This is a genomic window from Microbacterium sp. str. 'China', assembly GCF_002993305.1.
Classification (GTDB): Bacteria; Actinomycetota; Actinomycetes; order Actinomycetales; family Microbacteriaceae; genus Microbacterium; species Microbacterium paraoxydans.
The window spans coordinates 1827954-1847363 of record NZ_CP027434.1; the positions used below are offsets into that span (position 1 = coordinate 1827954).

19 protein-coding genes are annotated in these 19410 nt (G+C 71.6%); 2 read left to right on the top strand and 17 right to left on the bottom strand.

The window, feature by feature from the left end:
* Nucleotides 1-7: 7 nt before the first annotated feature.
* Genes C6C15_RS08780 through efp form a run of 3 tightly spaced genes read right to left on the bottom strand, consistent with a single transcriptional unit; the run spans nt 8 to nt 3980 of the window.
* Nucleotides 8-2962 (bottom strand): DEAD/DEAH box helicase, encoded by a 2955-nt coding sequence (locus C6C15_RS08780; protein WP_105949858.1) that lies wholly within the window; start codon nt 2960-2962, stop codon nt 8-10.
* 43 nt (nt 2963-3005) lie between these two features.
* Nucleotides 3006-3416 carry a transcription antitermination factor NusB gene (nusB, locus tag C6C15_RS08785; RefSeq protein WP_060922157.1) on the bottom strand — a complete coding sequence of 137 codons (411 nt, stop codon included), beginning with the start codon at nt 3414-3416 and terminating at the stop codon, nt 3006-3008.
* A gap of 3 nt (nt 3417-3419) precedes the next feature.
* Nucleotides 3420-3980, bottom strand: a complete 561-nt coding sequence (gene efp, locus C6C15_RS08790) for an elongation factor P (RefSeq protein WP_025103502.1) — start codon at nt 3978-3980, stop codon at nt 3420-3422.
* Nucleotides 3981-4153: 173 nt separating this feature from the next.
* Between efp and C6C15_RS08795 the strand changes: the two genes are divergently transcribed.
* Nucleotides 4154-4492: a hypothetical protein gene (locus C6C15_RS08795; RefSeq protein WP_105949859.1), complete on the top strand. Its 339-nt coding sequence runs from the start codon at nt 4154-4156 to the stop codon at nt 4490-4492.
* Between the two features lie 10 nt (nt 4493-4502).
* Here C6C15_RS08795 and aroQ read toward each other — a convergent pair whose 3' ends face one another.
* The 12 genes from aroQ to C6C15_RS08855 form a co-directional block, all read right to left on the bottom strand.
* Nucleotides 4503-4943 (bottom strand): type II 3-dehydroquinate dehydratase, encoded by a 441-nt coding sequence (gene aroQ / locus C6C15_RS08800; protein WP_060922155.1) that lies wholly within the window; start codon nt 4941-4943, stop codon nt 4503-4505.
* A complete protein-coding gene (locus tag C6C15_RS08805; RefSeq protein WP_060922154.1) occupies nt 4940-5464 on the bottom strand; it encodes a GNAT family N-acetyltransferase in 525 nt (174 codons plus the stop codon). The genes aroQ and C6C15_RS08805 overlap by 4 nt, the downstream gene beginning before the upstream one ends.
* Nucleotides 5461-6549, bottom strand: coding sequence for a 3-dehydroquinate synthase (aroB, locus tag C6C15_RS08810; RefSeq protein WP_105949860.1), 1089 nt, complete (start codon nt 6547-6549; stop codon nt 5461-5463). Before aroB ends, C6C15_RS08805 begins: the two co-directional genes overlap by 4 nt.
* Nucleotides 6546-7064, bottom strand: coding sequence for a shikimate kinase (locus tag C6C15_RS08815; RefSeq protein WP_105949861.1), 519 nt, complete (start codon nt 7062-7064; stop codon nt 6546-6548). The genes aroB and C6C15_RS08815 overlap by 4 nt, the downstream gene beginning before the upstream one ends.
* On the bottom strand, nt 7048-8277 hold the full coding sequence (gene aroC, locus C6C15_RS08820; RefSeq protein ID WP_105949862.1) for a chorismate synthase: 1230 nt from the start codon (nt 8275-8277) through the stop codon (nt 7048-7050). The genes C6C15_RS08815 and aroC overlap by 17 nt, the downstream gene beginning before the upstream one ends.
* Before the next feature lie 58 nt (nt 8278-8335).
* Nucleotides 8336-9148 (bottom strand): shikimate dehydrogenase, encoded by an 813-nt coding sequence (locus C6C15_RS08825; protein WP_234024107.1) that lies wholly within the window; start codon nt 9146-9148, stop codon nt 8336-8338.
* Nucleotides 9149-9165: 17 nt separating this feature from the next.
* The gene (gene mltG, locus C6C15_RS08830; protein ID WP_105949864.1) at nt 9166-10731 is read right to left on the bottom strand and encodes an endolytic transglycosylase MltG; all 1566 of its coding nucleotides are present in this window, start codon (nt 10729-10731) and stop codon (nt 9166-9168) included.
* Between the two features lie 2 nt (nt 10732-10733).
* Nucleotides 10734-11207: a Holliday junction resolvase RuvX gene (gene ruvX, locus C6C15_RS08835; protein WP_060923676.1), complete on the bottom strand. Its 474-nt coding sequence runs from the start codon at nt 11205-11207 to the stop codon at nt 10734-10736.
* A complete protein-coding gene (gene alaS, locus C6C15_RS08840; protein ID WP_105949865.1) occupies nt 11204-13864 on the bottom strand; it encodes an alanine--tRNA ligase in 2661 nt (886 codons plus the stop codon). Before alaS ends, ruvX begins: the two co-directional genes overlap by 4 nt.
* Nucleotides 13865-13919: 55 nt before the next feature.
* A complete protein-coding gene (locus C6C15_RS08845; RefSeq protein WP_025103513.1) occupies nt 13920-14108 on the bottom strand; it encodes a hypothetical protein in 189 nt (62 codons plus the stop codon).
* Between the two features lie 110 nt (nt 14109-14218).
* On the bottom strand, nt 14219-14848 hold the full coding sequence (gene rpsD, locus C6C15_RS08850; protein ID WP_060922265.1) for a 30S ribosomal protein S4: 630 nt from the start codon (nt 14846-14848) through the stop codon (nt 14219-14221).
* Nucleotides 14849-15030: 182 nt separating this feature from the next.
* Nucleotides 15031-16395, bottom strand: a complete 1365-nt coding sequence (locus tag C6C15_RS08855; protein ID WP_082750059.1) for a replication-associated recombination protein A — start codon at nt 16393-16395, stop codon at nt 15031-15033.
* Nucleotides 16396-16495: 100 nt separating this feature from the next.
* Between C6C15_RS08855 and C6C15_RS08860 the strand changes: the two genes are divergently transcribed.
* Nucleotides 16496-16792 carry a hypothetical protein gene (locus tag C6C15_RS08860; RefSeq protein ID WP_105949866.1) on the top strand — a complete coding sequence of 99 codons (297 nt, stop codon included), beginning with the start codon at nt 16496-16498 and terminating at the stop codon, nt 16790-16792.
* 15 nt (nt 16793-16807) lie between these two features.
* Here the strand turns inward: C6C15_RS08860 and C6C15_RS08865 are convergent, their stop codons facing one another.
* The gene (locus C6C15_RS08865) at nt 16808-17560 is read right to left on the bottom strand and encodes a winged helix-turn-helix domain-containing protein (RefSeq protein ID WP_105949867.1); all 753 of its coding nucleotides are present in this window, start codon (nt 17558-17560) and stop codon (nt 16808-16810) included.
* Nucleotides 17557-19347: an FAD-dependent oxidoreductase gene (locus tag C6C15_RS08870; protein ID WP_105949868.1), complete on the bottom strand. Its 1791-nt coding sequence runs from the start codon at nt 19345-19347 to the stop codon at nt 17557-17559. The genes C6C15_RS08865 and C6C15_RS08870 overlap by 4 nt, the downstream gene beginning before the upstream one ends.
* Nucleotides 19348-19410: the final 63 nt, after the last annotated feature.

The window sequence follows — 19410 nt, forward strand, 5'->3', positions numbered from 1 at the left end:
AAACGGTCTAGTCGTCGAAGAGACCGCGGATGTCGTCCGCCGTGAGCGCCTGGGCGAAGAGCGCGTCATCATCGAGCACGGCGGTGAACAGGCGGGCCTTGCGGCGTTGCAGCGCGAGGACCTTCTCCTCGATCGTTCCGCTGGCGATCATGCGGTAGACGAACACCTGGCTGCGCTGGCCGATGCGGTGCGTGCGGTCGACGGCCTGGGCCTCGGCGGCGGGGTTCCACCACGGGTCGAGGAGGAAGACGTAGTCGGCCTCGGTCAGCGTGAGCCCGAACCCGCCGGCCTTCAGGCTGATGAGGAAGACGGGCTGCTCCCCCTCCGCGAAGTCCGCGACCACCTGCTCGCGATGACGCGTCGAGCCGTCGAGGTGCGCGTACGGGATGCCGGCGGCGTCCAGACGCGCGGCCGCCATGTCGAGGAAGGACGTGAACTGGCTGAACACGAGCGCGCGGTGCCCCTCCGCCTGCAGCTCGACGATCCGCTCCAGGAGCTCGTCGAGCTTGCGGGAGCCGAGGCGCGCGTCGGCCGGGTCGATCAGCGCCGGAGCGAGACTCAGCATCCGCAGCAGCGTCAGGGAGCGGAACACGATGAAGCGGTTGCGGTCGAGATCCTCCAGCAGGCCGAGCACCTTCTGCCGCTCCCGCTGCAGCACCGTCTCGTAGAGCTCGCGATGCCCGGCGCTCAGCTCGATCTCCAGCACCTGCTCCTGCTTCGGCGGGAGGTCCGGGGCGACGAGTTCCTTGGTGCGGCGGAGCACGAGCGGGCGGATCCGTCGTCGGAGCTGCGCGAGGCGGCGCTGCCGATACGGTCCGCCCTCCGCGTTCTCCGGCACCTTCCCCTGCTCGATCGGCTGGATGTAGTGCTCGCGGAACTTCCGCGCGGAAGCGAACAGGCCGGGTGCCGTGAGCTTCAGCAGCGCCCAGAGCTCCTCGAGGCTGTTTTCCAGCGGCGTGCCCGTGACAGCGATGGTGACGTCGGCGGGGAAGCGCGCGACGGCACGATGCAGCTTCGTCGCCGGATTCTTCACGAACTGGGCCTCGTCGAGGATCAGGCCGGCCCAGGTAACGCTCGCGAACCCCTCTTCGTCGAGCCGGGCGACGGCGTAGGTGGTCAGGACCACATCGGCCTCGCGAGCCACGGCGGCCACCGCAGGCCCGGCGGTGGAGTCCCGGGTGATCACGCGGAGACCCGGAGCGAACCGCGCCGCCTCGGTGCGCCAGGTGGCCAGCACGGACGTCGGGACCACGACGAGGAACGGACGTCCCTCCCCCGCCGCACGGGCATGCAGGATGAGCGCGAGCAGCTGGACCGTCTTCCCGAGACCCATGTCGTCGGCGAGGATGCCGCCGAGCCGATGCGACCAGAGGAACGCGAGCCAGTCCAGCCCCTCCTTCTGGTACGGCCGCAACTGTGCGGTGAGTCCCGGAGGGAGGGGCACCGCCGGCACCGCGGTGGCGCTGCGCAGTCCGTCGGCGGTGGCCCGCCAGCTCACCGCGGGAAGGGCCTCGTCCGCCAGATCCTCGAACTCCTCCCACAGATCCGTCTGATGACGGCTGATCCGCGGGCCCGTCTCCCACTCGTCCAGATCCCCGGCCTCGTCGAGGAGGTCGCGCAGGCGGTCGAGCGCCGGGTGGTTCAGGGAGAAGTAGCTGCCGTCGACGAGCAGGAGCTTTCGCCGGCCCGCGCTCAGCGCCGTGAACAGCGGCTCGAAGGGGATGTTCCGCCCGTCGATGCGGACGATCACGCCGAGGTCGAACCAGTCCGGGTCGGTGCTCTCCATGGTCGAGACCGTGATCTCCGGCTCCCCGGCGAGCTCGCGATACGTCTTGCGGCGGCCCGACACCTCCACCTCGACGCCCTCCGCCTCCACGGCGGGGACGACGCGGGTCATGAACTCCGCGGCCCCCACGTCGTGGAACGCCCCCGCGGGGGCGAACGCGACGCCGTGGTCCTGCCAGACGCTCCGGATCCGATGCGTCGCAGAGGCTTCGGCCTCCGGATCGCGCACGGCCTCCGGACCCGGCGTGAACGGCACCCGCCCGAAGCCGCGATAGTCCCACTCGATGGCGTATTCCACAGTGTCGCCGCGACGGAACGCCACCCGGAGCACAGCACGAGGTGGCGGGAGGTCGGGTAGCGCGACGCGGCCGACCGCGCGGACGGGGAGGCGACGCGCGAGGAGCGGATAGGCATCCTGGAGGAAGGCCGTCTCCTCCTCCGCGGGGACGACGAGCGTCCGGGCCCGGAGCAGCGACTGCGCCGGCCCTGCGAGCGGAAGCTCCGCGAGCGTCACCTGCAGGCGCGACCCGCTCTGCGCGACCTCGTACACGCCGGAGCGCCCGAGGGCGCGGATGCTGCCCGGCGGCGTCTCGCGCCCGTCCAGGGTCACGACCGGACGGACGACGAGGCCGCCGTCGTCGTCACGGGACACGGTCGCCGTCAGTTCCGCGGTGTCGGCGAGGACGAGCGTCGTCGACCGCTGCGCCGCCACGAGCGGGATGCCGAGGTCGGTCGCCGACCGCAGATGCCCCCAGAGGAGCCGCGACTCGATCAGGTCGGCGACGAGCCAGTCCCCCGCCGTGCCGGAGAGCAGCGTGTCGCGCGCGATGCTCAGCAGATCGGCGAACCACCGCGACCGTTCCCGACCGTACTGGTCCGGCGCGCGGCGGACCGCGTCCCAGATGGCGGAGCCGAGCACCCAGGACCCCGTCGCCGCGCTCTGCTCCAGCGGACGGATGCCGAGGAGGATCTCCCCCACACCCTTGGCGACGTCGCGGGGGGTCGCGGTGCGCTGCGGGCGTGATGCCCACGGATTGGCTCCTCGGGCGTCGCGGACGCGCACCTCGAACCCGAGGGCGAGCGGGGTCGCCGCCGCCGGAGCAGTGCCGGCGTCGAACAGGACACGCCAATCCCGCGCGCCGTCTCCCGGGGTGGCGGAGGCGGGCGGGCGGATCATGACACGATCCTGCCCGCCACCGCCGACACCGCCGCTGCGGCGCTCAGGCCGAGCGGGCGACGCGGGCGAGCACGCCGTGCACGAACGCGCCCGACTCGTCGGTGGAGAACTCCTTCGCGAGCTCCACCGCCTCGTCGATCGCGACCGCGGTCGGCACCTCGTCGTTGTAGAGGATCTCCCACGCGCCGATGCGCAGCAGGGCGCGGTCGACGGCGGGCATCCGCTCGAGCTTCCAGTCGCGGCTGTGGGTCGTGATCTGCTCGTCGATCTCGTCGCGCTGGTCGATGATGCCGTCGACGATCTCGCGGGCGTACAGCCACGACGCCTCGCGTGCCGGCTCGTTCGCCGCGCGCTTCGCCTCGGCGGCGAGGGCCACCGCGACCTCGTCGCCGCGGACGTCGGCGGAGAACAGGATGTCGAGCGCGCGCTTGCGCGCCTTCGTGCGGGCGCTCACGCCTTACTTCTCGCGGCCGAGGTACTCGCCCGTGCGGGTGTCGACCTTGACCTTCGTGCCGGTCTCCAGGAACAGCGGGACCTGGATCTCGTAGCCGGTCTCGAGCGTGGCGGGCTTGGTGCCGGCGGACGAGCGGTCGCCCTGCAGGCCGGGCTCGGTGTAGGTCACCTCGAGGATGACCGACGCCGGGAGGTCGATGTAGAGGGGGTTGCCGTTGTTGAGGGCGATGGTGACCTGCTGGTTCTCGAGCAGGAAATTCTTCGCGTCGCCGACCGTGGCCGCAGGCAGCGTGATCTGGTCGAAGTCGGTCTGATCCATGAACACGAACCCGTCACCGTCGGTGTAGAGGTAGGTGTAGTCCCGGCGGTCGACGTTCTCGATGTCGATCTTCGCGCCGGCGTTGTACGTGCGGTCCACGGTCTTGCCCGAGACGACGTTCTTCAGCTTCGTGCGGACGAACGCGCCGCCCTTGCCGGGCTTGACGTGCTGGAACTCGATGACGCTCCAGAGCTGCCCGTCGATGCTGAGGACGACGCCGTTCTTGATGTCTGCGGTGGATGCCATGTGCGAGGAGTTCCGTTCCTGAGTCCGTGGGGGCCGGGGTCGGCCGACAGTCGATTCTACGGGATGCCCGGCGCGGGCCGTCGCGGGGCACGATAGACGCTCCTCCGCGAGAGCGGAAGCCCCGTGACGATGCCCGTGGCCCCGGGCAGCGTGGACGGACAGGAGGAATCGACATGAGCGAAGACGATCGCGACCAGGACCCGACCAGGATGGCGAATCAGCCGGCGCTGCGGACGTCGTCTGGGGCGGTGTGGCTCATCGTCGCCACGATCTTCACGGCGGTCAGCCTCGTGCCCCTGATCGGGATCGTCCGCAGCGGCGGCGCCGCGGGGACCGTCGGCCTGGTGACCGCGATCGTCCTGGTCCTGGGCCTGGTCGCGATGGTCGTCATCCGCCTCACGGTGTCGAGCGTGCGTCCGCGGCTCCGTGCCCTGGCCGTCTGTTTCCTCGCCATGGCCCTCCTGACGCTCGTGGGCATCACGGTGTGCGTGCTGCTCGTCGGCCTGCCCTGATCCCGCGCGCTCAGAGCTGCGCGACGAGTTCTCGCACCGCTTCGGCGTAGCCCTCCACGCCGCGTCCGATGACACGGACCGCGGCGACGTCGTGCAGGTACGAGTGGTGACGGAACTCCTCGCGGGCGTAGACGTCGGAGATGTGGACCTCGGCGAAGGGCAACGCGACGCCGGTGAGCGCGTCGCGCAGGGCGACGGAGGTGTGGGTGAGGCCGCCCGGGTTGATGACGATGCCCGCGCAGTCCGCCCGCGCATCGTGGATCGCGTCGATGAGCACGCCCTCGTGGTTGCTCTGCAGCGCCCGCACCTCGAACCCCAGGGCGGCAGCGGTCTCGGCGGTGATCCGCTCGACGTCGGCGAGGGTCGCGGTGCCGTACACCTCGGGTTCGCGGGTGCCGAGGAGGTTGAGGTTGGGGCCGTTGACGAGCAGCAGCCGACGCGGGGCGCTCATGCGGGCACGCTCCCGGTGTCGACCAGCTCGCGGCGCATGACCCATTCCCGCCCGAAGTTGGCCGTCTCGATCTCCCCGGTCCGGACGAAGCCGCCTCGGCGGTACACGGCCTGAGCCCGGGAGTTGTCCACGTGCACCTCGAGCACGAGCGCGCGGAGGCCGCGATCGCGGGCCCAGGCCGCCGCGGCGTCGAGGAGCGCATCGATGACGCCCGCACCGCGATGCGCATCCGCCACGTAGACCCCGACGACCAGCCCCGCGTCGTGCTGCTCGCGATGCGGGAGCACGGTCACGGTCCCGGTCCAGGCGCCGTCGTCGGCGATCGCGACGAACTGCGCCGCGGCGGCGTCGCCCGCGGCATTCGCGGCGCGCTCCTGCCAGAAGCGGTCGGGCTGTGCGGCGGCGTGCTCGACGGTGTCGAGGAAGGCCATCGGTGCGGCCGGGTCGGCGAGGGCCTGCAGCCGCAGCGCCTTGACCTCCCGCCAGTCCTCCGGCGTGATGCGCCGGACGGCGATGCTCATGCGCCGATCTCCTGGTAGGCGGCGAACAGCAGCGATTCGTCCGGCGCCTGGAGCACGGTGGGCTTGGCGATGTCGTCGAGGAGGATGAATCGGAGCATCCCGCCGCGGCTCTTCTTGTCGCGCTGCATCGTGGCGAGCAGCTGCGGCCAGGCGCCGGCGCGGTACGACGTGGGCAGGCCCAGCGACTCGAGGATCGTACGGTGGCGCTCCGCCGCGGCGTCCGACAGCCGCCCCGCGAGCCGGGAGAGCTCCGCGGCGTACAGCATGCCGATCGAGATGGCCGCCCCGTGCCGCCAGCGGTATCGCTCGGCGTGCTCGATCGCGTGGCCGAGCGTGTGGCCGTAGTTCAGGATCTCGCGCTGTCCGGCCTCGCGGAAGTCGTCAGAGACGACCTGCGCCTTCATGTCGATCGCGAGCTCGACCGCCCGGCGGAACTCGTCCGTCGTGGAGTCGACCGCGCGCGCCGGATCGGCCTCGATGATGTCGAGGATCTCCGGCGCCCAGATGAAGCCGGCCTTGACGACCTCCGCGAAGCCGGCCGTGGCCTCATTGGGGCTCAGGCTGCCCAGTTCGTCGAGGTCGCCGATCACCGCGCGCGGTGCCCAGAAGGCGCCGACGAGGTTCTTCCCCTCCGCGGTGTTGACTCCGGTCTTGCCGCCGACGGCGGCGTCGACGAGGCCGAGGACGGTGGTGGGCACCTGGACGATCTGGATGCCGCGCAGCCACGTCGCCGCGACGAAGCCGGCGAGGTCGGTCACCGCTCCCCCGCCGTAGCCGACGACGGCGTCCGTCCGGGTGAAGTCCGCCTGGCCCATGACCTGCCAGCAGAAGGCGGCGACCTCGATGCGCTTGCCCTGCTCGGCGTCCGGGATCTCGGCGAGCAGCACCTCGCGCGGCCCGTCGGCGGTGTCGGCGAGGAGCCGGTCGCGGAGCTCGGCGGCCCGGGCCGCGAGGGTCGGCGGGTGCACGACGAGGATCTTGCGGACGCCCGGCGCGAGAGCCGCGGACACCTGGTCGAGGATCCCCCGTCCGATCGTGATGTCGTAGGCGTCGTTCCCGGTGACGCTGATGGTCGTCGTGCTCATCGCTGTTCTCTCCTCCATGCCACGATCTCGTCGGCGATGCGCTGCATCGGACGCCGTGAGGTGTCGAACGTGGCCGACGCCACCTCGTCGTACCATCCTCGCCGTTCGGCGAAGATGCGCTTCCACTTCTCGACCGGGTCCTCGCCCGCCAGCAGCGGGCGCGTCCCGCCGCGCAGGCGGTCGGCGACGGCGGCCTCGCTCACGGTGAGGAAGACCACGGGGTGGGCGCGCAACAGCGCGCGCGTCTCCGGATCCGTGACGGCGCCGCCGCCGAGGGAGATCACGCCGCCCTCGGCGAGGGCCTCCCGGACCGCCGCGCGCTCCAGGTTCCGGAAGTGCGCCTCGCCATGCGTGGCGAAGATCTCGGGGATCGGGCCGTGCGCGGCGACGATGCGCTTGTCGGTGTCGACGAAGGCGACGCCCAGCCGCCGCGCGACGCGTCGCCCGACGCTGGTCTTACCGGCCGCCATCGGTCCGACGAGGACCAGCGTCAGCGGCTCAGCCTCGTTCGTCATGCGCGATGAGCGCCGCCTCGGACGCGGGGGCCGTGCGCAGCTCCGCCGGGATGCCGTCGAGGTACCCCTCCAGGTTGCGGCGCGTCTCGCGGATGCTGTCGCCGCCGAACTTCTCCAGCACGGCGCGGGCCAGTTCGATGGCGACCATGGCCTCCGCGACGACGCCCGCCGCGGGCACCGCACAGACGTCGGAACGCTGGTGGTGCGCGGTCGCCTGGTCACCGGTCGCCACGTCGATCGTGCGCAGCGCATGAGGCACGGTCGCGATCGGCTTCATGCCGGCGCGGACGCGCAGCACGGTTCCGGTCGACATGCCGCCCTCGGTGCCGCCGGCGCGGTCCGTGCCGCGGGCGATGCCGTCGGCGGTGGCGAAGAGCTCGTCGTGGGCGGCGGAGCCGCGGCGGCGCGTGGTCTCGAAGCCGTCGCCGACCTCCACGCCCTTGATGGCCTGGATGCTCATGAGCGCCTGGGCCAGTCGGGCATCCAGGCGGCGGTCCCAGTGCACGTGGGAGCCGAGCCCCGGCGGCAGGCCGTACGCGAGGACCTCGACGATGCCGCCGAGGGTGTCGCCGTCCATCTTGGCGTCGTCCACCTCGGCGACCATGAGCGCCGAGGTCGCGGGGTCGAAGCACCGCAGCGGGTCGGCGTCCAGGGCGTCCACGTCGTCCGGGGTCGGCAGCGCCGCGCCATCCGGCACGCGCACCGGACCGATGGAGAGCGTGTGGCTGACGAGTCGGATGCCGAGCTCGCCGAGGAAGGAGCGGGCGACGGCGCCGAGCGCCACGCGGGCGGCGGTCTCCCGCGCGCTCGCACGCTCGAGGATCGGGCGGGCCTCGTCGAAGTCGTACTTCTGCATGCCCACGAGGTCGGCGTGGCCCGGACGGGGCCGGGTCAGCGGGGCGCCACGACCGCGCGAGCGATCGGTGAGCTCCACCGGCTCCGGGTTCATGACCTCGATCCACTTCGGCCACTCGGTGTTGCCGATGCGCAGGGCGATGGGGCTGCCCAGCGTCTTCCCGTGCCGGACGCCGCCGGAGATCGTGAGCTCGTCCTGTTCGAACTTCATCCGGGAGCCGCGTCCATAGCCGAGCTTGCGGCGGGCGAGGTCGGCCTGGATGGCCTCGGACGACACCGGGACGCCGGAGGGCAGACCCTCCATGACGGCGATGAGTTCTGGGCCGTGCGATTCGCCGGCCGTGAGCACGCGGAGCATGTGCTCTAGTCTCCCATGCGTTTCCCCCCGCGCCGTGCCGCGTTTCGTCCGGCGGCGCTCAGAGGGTGGCGCGCATCGCGGCGAGGACGGCCTCCTCGTCCGGCAGCGGCGAGACCGGGTCGCCGTGCAGGAAGATCCGGATCTGCCGCACCGCCTGATGCAGCAGCATCCCGAGCCCGGAGACCACCGGCTGATCGCCCCACTCCGTCGCGAGCGCGGACGGCCACGGGGCATAGGCCGCATCGAAGAGCGTCCCGCCCATTTCGGACAGGCGGGAGGCGACGTCCGGTGGCAGCGCGGTGCCGGAGGGCAACGTCGCCACCGTGAGGTCCGCGTCGCCGTCCACCTCCTCGAACGATCGAGGGGTGACCACGACGCCGCGACGCTCTCCGATGCGGACGAGCCCGGCGGCGCGTTCCGGCCGACGGGCGGCGACCTCGACCCGTGTCGCCCCCAGGTCGGCGAGGGCGACGAGGGCCGAGGCCGCCGTGGCTCCGGCGCCCAGGATCCGCGCCGTCCCGATCTCGCGGATGCCGGCGTCCCCGAGCGCATCGACGATCCCGCCGACGTCGGTGTTGAATCCCGCCGGGGTCTCCGAGACCAGGAGCGTGTTGACCGCGCCGGTCAGCTCCGCGTGGGCATCCCGGCTGGCGGCGTACCGGTAGGCCTCCTCCTTGAGCGGCATCGTCAGCGACAGGCCGCGCCAGGAGTCGTCGAGCGCCTCGACCGCGTCCGCGAAGCCCCCCGCGCCGACCTGGCGGCGCTCGTACTCCCAGTCCAGTCCGAGCACCGCGTAGGCCGCAGCGTGCAGCTCCGGCGACCGTGAGTGCCCGATCGGGTCGCCCCAGACCGCCAGCCGTCTCCGGTTCACCGCGTCAGTTACCCGCGTCACTCCGCGTAGCACCCGGAATCCGGGTTCTCCTTGCACCACGCGTGCAGCTTCTTCTCGGCTTCCTGCTGCTCCGCATACGTCGCCGAGAACACCGTTTCCCCCGTGTCGAGGTTGACAGTGACGAAGTAGAACCAGGGACCGTCGGCAGGGTGCATCGCCGCGTCGATCGCTGCATCGGTCGCGGTCGCAATCGGCCCCTTCGGCAGCCCCGGGTGGATGTAGGTGTTCCACGGATTCGGGTCCGTGAGGGCCTTCTCGGACGAGCCCGCGGCTCCCGCATGCAGCTCTCCGACGCCGTACTGAGCCGTCGAGTCCATCTGCAGAAGCCCGTTCGTCTCGCTGTTTCCAGGCGCGAGACGGTTCTCGATCACACGAGAGACCTTGGGAAAGTCGTCGGTCCGGCCTTCACGCTGGATGATCGAGGCGATGGTGAGGATGCGCTGCTCATCCCCGGCCGGAACACCGGCCTTTGCCAGCGACTCGCGTGTCCGGTCGACCATCCGCTGGATGACCTGCGTTGCCGTGGTCTCCGGATCGAACGTGTAGACAGCCGGGAACAACCATCCCTCCAGGCTGTCCGCCTCGACTCCGTAGACAGATGGGTCCTTCACAGCCGCTTGAAGCTCCTCGAGTGGCATGCCCATCGTGTCGGCGACCTGCGGAAGGAAGTACTCGATGGTGGCCCCTTCGGGCACGGATGCCGAGTTCTCCAGCTTGTTGTCCTCGTTGCGCAGCGCGGCGAGGGCGTCCTCGGCGGTCATCTTCTCCTGGAGACGGTAGACGCCGGGGTAGAAGGTCACCGCGATGTTCTCGTCGATGAGGTAGTCGTAGAAGACGTCCTCGGTCTTCGTGACGCCCGCCTCGTAGAGCGCGGTCGACACGGGGCCGCCGGTATCGCCCTCCTTGATCGTGACGAGCGCCTCACCGGTCGCCTGACCGGGCTCCCAGTCCTTCGGCTCCCCCCACCCCATGGCGTCGGCGATGCGGTCGCCGAAGGTGTTCGCGACCCAGACGCCGCCGGCGGCGATGCCGCCGAGGATCACCAGGACGATGATCAGGGCGATGAGGCAGCCCTTGCGGCGCTTCTTCTTGGTCGGCGCTCCGTGATCGCGACCGTCGTCCTGCGCCGCGAAGATCTCGTCGAGCCCGCCGCCCAGCGCCGGTGCGGGGTCTTCGGTGCCGGTCGACCGGCGCGGGCCCGGGGCGGGGGCCTCGTCCGCGCTCGTCGCGGCGACGGGCATCGCGCGTGTCACGACCGGTTCGGCATCCGCGGCGGTCACCGCCGGCCGGTGGTCGTCCGCCGGTGTCTCCGCGGCGGTCGCCGCCGACGCCGAGACCGGACGGGCGGGCACATCGGCACCGGGCGCGACCCCGGCGTCCGGAGTGGGCGAGGCGTCCTGCTCGCGTGCCGCGGCCTCCCTGGCCGCGCGGCGGGATCCGGGTGCCGGCGTGTCGTCTCCGGCGGTCGGGACCTGCGGGGACGGAGCGGGGAGGTTCTCGAACAGATCCCCCAACCGGGTGCTCTGCTCGTGCTCGGGCGCACGGCTCTCGCGTTCGGACATGTTCAGGCGGGCTCCTCGTCAACGGGGACCGGGGCACCGGCCGGGTTTCCGGTGCTCTTCTCCGTGTCGATCGCCTGCTGCAGCAGCACCACGGCGGCGACCTGATCCACAATGCTACGAGAGTTCTTCTGTGATCGCCCAGAACTCCGCAACGCCGCATGCGCCGAGACCGTGCTCAGACGCTCGTCGACGAGGCGTACCGGCACGCCGCTGCGCGCTTGGAGAGCCGCCGCGAACTCGCGCGCATCCACCGTCGACGGCGTGTCCGCACCCTGCATGTTCACCGGCAGACCGACGACGATCTCCAGCGGCTCGTACTCCGCAGCCAGCTCCGCGATGCGCGTGAGCGAGCGCTCATCGCGTGGTACGGTCTCGACGGGGACGGCCAGCATGCCGTCCGGATCGGACCGCGCCACGCCCACGCGGGCCCGGCCGACGTCGATGCCGAGCCGGACCCCGCGGCGATAACCGCTCACGCGCCGCGCAGCCCCTGGGAGACGGCCTCGAGCGCGGCGGGCAGTGCCGCTGCGTCGGTACCGCCACCCTGGGCGACGTCGTCCCGACCGCCGCCGCCTCCGCCGAGCACACCGGCGGCGCGCTTCGCGAGCGCACCCGCCTTCGCACCGGCACCGCGCGCGGCCTCGTTCGTGGCGACGACGACGACAGGGCGACCGTTGACGACCGCACCGAGCGCCACGACCGCGGGGTCGGAACCCAGCCGGTCGCGCACGCCGTTGACGAGCTCGCGGACATCGTCCGCGGAGGCCACGTCCCCCAGCGTCTGCGCCGCCACGCGGTAGTCTCCGACGCGCGTCGCGGCCTCGGCGATCGCGGGGATGCGCCCCGCCCGCTCCTTCGCCTCGAACTGCGCGATGCGCTTCTCCGCGGCCTTGAGGCTCGCGGCGAGATCGGCGATCCGCTCCGGGAGCTGCTCGCGCGGGGTCTTCAGAGAGGCGGTGAGCTGCGAGACGAGAGCCCGCTCCGCCGCGAGCTCACGGAAGGCATCCGCGCCGACGAGAGCCTCGATCCGGCGGTTGGAGGCGCCGACCGACGACTCCCCCACCACGCTGACCAGACCGATCTCCGCACTGGTCGACACGTGCGTGCCGGCGCAGAGCTCTCGCGACCACGGGCCGCCGATGTCGACCATCCGCACGACGTCGCCGTACTTCTCGCCGAAGAGCGCCATGGCGCCCGCTTCCTTGGCCTCGTCGAGCGTCACGATGCGGGTGGTCACCTCGAGGGCGTCCTGCACGGCGCGGTTCGTGATCTCCTCGATCTCCGTGCGGGTGTCGGTCGACAGCGCCTGCGACCAGGCGAAGTCGAACCGCATGTACCCGGCACGGTTGAGCGACCCGGACTGTGTGGCCGTCGGACCGAGCGTGTCGCGGAGGGCGGCGTGCACGAGGTGGGTGGCGGAATGCGCCTGCCGAGCGGCGCGCCGGTTCGCGGCGTCGACGATCGTCGTCGCGATGTCATCGACCGCGACCGTGCCGCGGGAGACCTCGACCGTGTGGCTGATCAGCCCCGGGACCGGACGCTGCACGTCGAGCACCTCGAGCTCGTAGCCGGGGCCCACGATGGTGCCCTTGTCGGCGACCTGACCACCCGACTCGGCGTACAGCGTCGTCTCGGCGAGCACGACCTCGGCGATCTGCCCCTCGGCGGCGCTGCGCACCGGCGCCCCGTCGACGAGCAGGCCGAGCACACGGGACTCCACCTCGAGGGCCGTGTAGCCGTCGAAGCCCGTCTCGCCCAGCGCACGCAGGTCGCGGTAGACCGAGACATCCGCGAGCTGGCGCTTGCGATTGCGGGCGTCGTCCTTTGCGCGCTGACGCTGCTCCTGCATGAGGGAGTCGAACGCGGCACGGTCCACGTCCAGCCCGGCCTCTTCGGCGACCTCCAGGGTGAGGTCGATCGGGAAGCCGTAGGTGTCGTGCAGCAGGAACGCCTCGGAACCGCTGAGGGTCTTCCCGCCACTCTTCTTCGTCTCGTCGAGCGCGAGGTCGAGGATGGTCGATCCCTGCGCCAGGGTGCGCCGGAAGGTCTCCTCCTCGGCGAAGGCCGCCGAGGAGAGCACGGACCAGTCGCGCTCCAGCTCCGGGTACGCCGACTTCATCGCATCGCGGGAGGCGGCGAACAGCTCGGGGAACGCGGGGTCGTCGACGCCCAGCAGCCGCATGGCGCGCACGGTCCGGCGCATGAGGCGCCGCAGGATGTAGCCGCGGCCCTCGTTCGACGGACGCACGCCGTCGGAGAGAAGCATGAGCGAGGAGCGCACGTGATCCGCGATCACCCGGAAGCGGACGTCGTCCTCGTGGACCGCACCATAGCGGCGGCCGGAGAGCTCGACGGCGCGGTCGAGCACCGGACGCACCTGATCGGTCTCGTACATGTTCTCGACGCCCTGCTTGAGGAAGGCGACACGCTCCAGCCCCATGCCGGTGTCGATGTTCTTCATCGGCAGCTCGCCGACGATGTCGAACTCGGTCTTGCCGCGGATGTTCTCGATGAAGTCCTGCATGAACACGAGGTTCCAGATCTCCAGGAACCGCGAGTCGTCGACCGCAGGGCCGCCGTCCTTGCCGTAGGCAGGGCCGCGGTCGAAGAAGATCTCGGAGTCAGGGCCGCCGGGACCGGGCTGGCCGGTGTTCCAGTAGTTGTCCGCGCGACCGAGGCGCTGGATGCGCTCCGGCTTGAGCCCGATGATGTCGCGCCAGATCGCCTCGGCCTCGTCGTCGGTCTCGTAGACGGTGACCCAGAGATCCTTCTCGTCGAAGCCGAGGCCGCCGTCCGCCTCCGAGCTCGTGAGCAGCTCCCAGGCGTAACGGATCGCGCCTTCCTTGAAGTAGTCGCCGAACGACCAGTTGCCGAGCATCTGGAAGAACGTGCCGTGACGCGCGGTGCGCCCGACCTCCTCGATGTCGTTGGTGCGGATGCACTTCTGCAGGTCGGCGATGCGCGGATGCGGCGCCGGGACCACGCCCGTGAGGTACGGGATCATCGGGACCATGCCGGCGACGGTGAACAGCAGCGAGGGGTCGTCGCTGACCAGGGATGCCGAGGGGACGATGAGGTGGTCGTTCTTCTCGAAGTAGGAGAGGTAGCGCTGCGCGATTTCCGCAGTTTTCATAGGAGTGCCGGATGTCCTTGCGTGAGGGGGCGCGCCGAGGCGCAGATGCGGGGGGTCAGTTCTCGCCCGGCTCGGTCAGCCGAGCCTCCTGCGCGCGATACGCGTCGCTGAGGATCGCGGCGAGGCCGTTGAGGCGGGCGTCGACGTCGGCCAGGATGTCGTGGCCCCGCGGGTCCTTGTTCATGAAGTGAGCCGCGACGAAGCCGCCGATCACGCCGATCAGGAACCACAGCACATTCTTCATGTCGTCATCCTTGCCCTAGAGCCGCGAAGGCGCGGTCTCTCCATCGTAGGCGGAAACGACAGGAGGCGTCGGGAACCCCGACGCCTCCTGCCTGATGCTCTTCCGCTGGATCAGCGAGCCGCGTAGTACTCGACGACGAGCTGCACTTCACAGGTCACGGGGACCTCGGCGCGCTTCGGACGACGGACCAGACGGGCCTGGAGCTTGTCGAGCTCGACCTCGAGGTAGCCCGGAACGGCGGGCAGGACCTCGGCGTGGCCGCCGGCGGCCGCCACCTGGAAGGGCTCGGTGCCCTCGCTCTTGGGCTTCACGTGGATGAGCTGACCCGGCTTCACGCGGAACGACGGGCGGTCGACGAGCTGGCCGTCGACGAGGATGTGACGGTGCACGACGAGCTGGCGAGCCTGCGCGGTGGTACGGGCGAAGCCCGAACGCAGCACGAGGGCGTCGAGACGCATCTCGAGCAGCTCGACCAGGTTCTCACCGGTCAGACCGTCCTGACGACGGGCCTCGTTGAACGTGTTGCGCATCTGCTTCTCGCGGATGCCGTACTGCTCGCGCAGACGCTGCTTCTCGCGCAGACGGACGGCGTAGTCGCTGTCGGCCTTGCGCTTGGTGCGGCCGTGCTCGCCCGGAGCGTAGGGACGCTTCTCGAGGTAGCGGGCGGCCTTCGGGGTGAGAGCCACGCCGAGAGCGCGGCTGAGACGCACCTTGCGGCGGTCCTGGGACTTCGTGGTCACGAAGCTGTCCTTCCGATGACGCGGTCGCGACTTTCGCGACTCGCGGACGTATCACCCGCGTTCTGCCTTGGAGCGCACGCCGGGGCGCCAGCAAGGTGGGGTATGAACGAGGAGATGCCCGAAAACTCGGTTTCGAGCCGCTCAATTCTATCAGACGGCGGCCCAAGCCCGGGGCCGGCGGTTCAGCGGTCGCCGAGGATGCGGCGGATACGCTCCAGCCGCGCGCTGATGTCGCGCTCCGCGCCGAGGTTCTTCGGCTCGTAGTAGTGCCGCCCGTCGAGCTCGTCCGGCAGGTACTGCTGCGGCACGATCCCGAACTCGCTGTCGTGCGCGTAGCGATAGCCGCGGCCGTGCCCGAGGCGCTTCGCTCCGGGGTAGTGCGCGTCACGGAGGTGAAGCGGCACGCGCCCGAATCCCCCTGCGCGGATGTCGGCGATGGCGGCGTCGATGCCGACGTAGGCCGCGTTCGACTTCGCGGTCGTGGCGAGATAGACGGTGGCCTCGGCGAGCGGGATGCGCCCCTCCGGCATCCCGATGAAGGCCACCGCGTCGGCCGCGGCCACGGCGATGCCGAGGGCCTGGGGGTCGGCGAGCCCCACGTCTTCGGAGGCGGAGATGACGAGCCGACGGGCGATGAACCGCGGGTCCTCCCCCGCCTCGATCATGCGGGCGAGGTAGTGCAGCGCGGCGTCCGGGTCGGAACCCCGGATCGACTTGATGAAGGCGCTGATGACGTCGTAGTGCTCGTCGCCCTGGCGGTCGTAACGGAGCAGAGCCTTGTCGACGGCCTGCGCCACGTCGTCGGCGGTGACCTCCGGGACGACCGTCTCCGGGTCTTCGCCGTCGTGGTCGGCTTCGGAGGCGGCGGCGTGCGAGAGCGCCACGGCAGCGGCGGCCTCCAGTCCGGTGAGGGCACGACGGGCGTCCCCCGACGCGAGGCGGATGAGCGCCGACCGCGCCTCGTCGCTGAGCGCGACCGTACCGGAGAGTCCGCGGGCATCCGACACCGCGCGGTCCACGAGCACGCCGATGTCGTCATCGGTGAGCGGCTGCAGCGTGAGCAGCAGCGACCGGGACAGCAGGGGCGAGATCACCGAGAACGAGGGGTTCTCCGTGGTCGCGGCGATGAGGATGACCCACCCGTTCTCCACGCCGGGCAGCAGCGCGTCCTGCTGGGCCTTGGTGAAGCGGTGGATCTCATCGAGGAAGAGGATCGTCGTCTGCCCGTACAGGTCGCGCTGGGTGATCGCCTCCTGCATGACCTCCCGCACGTCCTTGACGCCGGCGGTGATCGCCGAGAGCTCGACGAACCGGCGACCGGACGAGCGGGCGATGGCCTGCGCGAGCGTGGTCTTTCCGGTGCCCGGCGGACCCCAGAGGATGATCGACACCGCGCCGGGCGAGCTGGCCTCCGGATCGGCGAGGGCCACGATGGGCGACCCGGCCCGCAGCAGGTGGCGCTGCCCCGCGACCTCGTCCAGCGACACCGGGCGCATGCGCACGGCGAGCGGTGTCTGCCCGGAGAGCAGGGCGGAGGGAGAGGACATTCCTCCAGGCTAACGGCGGCCGGGGACACGAGGCGAGGCCGTGCCCCCGGTAGGCTCTCAGGCGACGTCGTGGACCGGCGTCGGACGGGAGAGACAGGGCATGGCCGCACGCGGTTCCAAGAAGGCGCAGACACGCACCGAGGCGGAGCGCGCCCGGCTGCACACCGCCCGTACCCGCTGGCACCAGGACCAGATCCGCCGGCGCACCCGCGACAACATCATCGCGGTCACGGTCGGCTCCCTCATCGTCGTGGGCGCCATCGTCAGTCAGGTCGTGCACGCGCAGGTGACCACACCGGAGCCGACGCCGTCGCCCTCGTCGTCGATCGCTCCCTCCCCGGCGCCGAGCGACACCCCGAGCCCGGCACCGACCGCTCCCGAGACCCCCTCGGAGTGAGGCTCTCCGGCGTCGTCAGTCCTCGTCGAGGACGGCGAGCCGGTACCCGCGCTTGACCACGGTCTGCACGAGGTCCCCTTCGCCGAGGGCCTCCCTCAGCCGCGCAACCGCGACCTCGACCGCACGCGCACTGCGTCGACCGCCGGGGAGCACCTGGCCGATCTCGGCCCTGGTGAGCACGCGCCCGTCGGCGACGAACAGGGCCTCGAGGATGCTGACCGCGCCGCGGGAGAGCGGGACGAAGCCGCCGTCGATCAGCGCGCCGCCGCTGCGCACCGCCAGCCGACCCGCCGCAGTCCGCCGCTCGAGGACCCCGTGTGTGAGAGGTGCGAGCGCGCTCCGGGCAAGATCGTCCGCGGTGGGCCCGCACGACGTCGATGCCGGCAGGCCGTTCTCCACCAACCGCGCGGTTGCAGCGGCATCGCTGGTGGCGAGAAGCAGGCGGGACGCGCGCGACCGCTCGCGGATGGCGTCGAGCATGCCCAGTCGTTCCACCGTTCCGAGCCACCCGGGCAGGGCCTCCGCCGCGGGGAACAGCACCGCGTCCACCTGACCGGACGCGATCCGGTACAGCGTCCGCTTGGAGCCGGCGGGGATCGCGTGGTCCGCCCGCGGCGGAGTGATCCGGACGACCTCCGAGCCCGTCGCCGCGAGGATCCGCAGAAGCGTGTCGACGTCGACCGGCTCCGGACGCACCGGCCGCGGCACCTCGACCACCACGACGCGGCAGCCGACCAGCGCCGGAGCGGGACGCGGGGGCGCACTCATGCCGAGCCCTCCGCCGACCTCGCACCACCGGCGCGCCGCCCTGTCCGTGACGGGTGCCGGACGACGGCGATCGGGCCTCCGGGCCGCGCGAGGTCCGCCCCGCCGATCAAGGCCTCCGGAACGACGGCGCCGGCGCTTCGCAGGTCCGCGAGTGCGTCCGGCATGTCCTCCGCCCGGAGGCCGCTGACGGCGAGGAGCCCTCGATCGATCCGTACCGTCGCCTCCCGTCGTGCCGCGAGACGACCCACGACGAGGAGCAGCGCCCCGTCGGAGTCGGCGCCGACGCGCACCTCCAGGACAGGAGCGGCCGTCGTCCCGCGGAGACGCACCTCGGGGCGAAGGGTTCCGCGGTCGCCGGGCCGTACGCCGAAATTCGCCTCGGGGCGCTCCTGCAACGCGAGCGCGAGACGGCGGAGGCAGGGGCCGCAGCCGCGGCTCTCGACCGCACCGTCCAGAGCCTCCGCGACGGTCCGGATTCCTCGGTCCGTGAGCTCCGCTGCCAGCACCTCCAGCGGCGCGGACGGCAGCCCATGTGTGCAAGCCTCCGCACCGTCCTCGGCCACGGCGGCGGCCAGCAGCGTCCGCGCCGCCCTCTGACCGTCGAGCGACCCGGGCGCGAGCCCAGCGAGCGACGCATCTGCCGACGCGCCGATGACCGTCACGCGGTGCACCACGCGGGCATCCTCGGAGAGCACGACCTCCCCGAATACGCGGTCTCCGCGGCTCGGAAGAGGGACGTCGACCGTCGGTTCGTCACCGTCCGCGACACGCAGGGTCACGACCTCGATACCGCCGGGGCTCCCGTGCCACCCGTGTCCCACGGGGCTCGCGACCCGAGCGCCGAGCAGGGTGGCAGCCGCTCGATCCGCGGACGCCAGGGCAGCCTCCGTGCCGCCGGATGCCGGGTCCGCGGCGACGTCGCCGATCGCGAGGACGCGCGGGTCGGACGTCCGCCCGTCCGCGTCCACGAGGACACCGCCGCCCGGCCGCGTGCGGAGCCCGGCGTTCCGTGCCAGCTCATCGCGTGGCCGCGCACCCGTCGTCACGATGAGGTCGGTCCGCGCGAACGTGCCGTCCTGGAACTCCACGGCCGTCACCGCGCCCGTCGCGTCGGGGTCCACGCGGGTCACCCGCGTCCGCATCCGAACCGCGATACCGCGCGCCTCGATGATCCCGCGGAGTGCGCTCGCCGCCGGAAGCGTGAGGTGCGTAGGCAGCAGGCGATCCGCGGCGTCCACGATCGTCGTCTGCACCCCGGCGTCGTGCAGCGCGCATGCGGCGTCCACTCCGCCCTCGTCGCCGCCGACGACGACCGCGCGCAGCGCCCGCGGCATCTCCGTCGCACGGACCGCGAGGAACGCACGCAGCATGTGCGCGTCCTCCATCGTGCGAAGGAGGAAGGAGCCACGGGCACGGATCCCCGGCACGTCGAGCCGATGGGCGTGGGTCCCCGTCGCGAGTACGAGCGCGTCGTAGTCGTACCACCGCTGCGAACGCGCCCGCACGCGGCGCCCTCCCCTGTCGATCCGCAGGACCCGGTCGTCGTCGATGAGGCGGACGCGGTCGTCGCGGAACGGCGCGCGGTCGAGCTCCCCCGCCGACGCCGGGCTGCCGCCGACGACGCGCGCCAGTCCGGAACGGTCGTACGGCAGGCGTCCCTCGTCCCCGAACACCGTGATCCGCACGGCACGGTCCGGGTCCTCCAGCATCCGCGCGACGAAACGATGCGCCGCGATGCCCGCCCCCACGACGACGATGTCCACTGTGCGCGCTGGGATGTCGTCCATGGAACTCCTGTCGACCTGGGGACTGTCGTGGTCGCGACGATAGGAGCGCCGTGTTACCCGCAG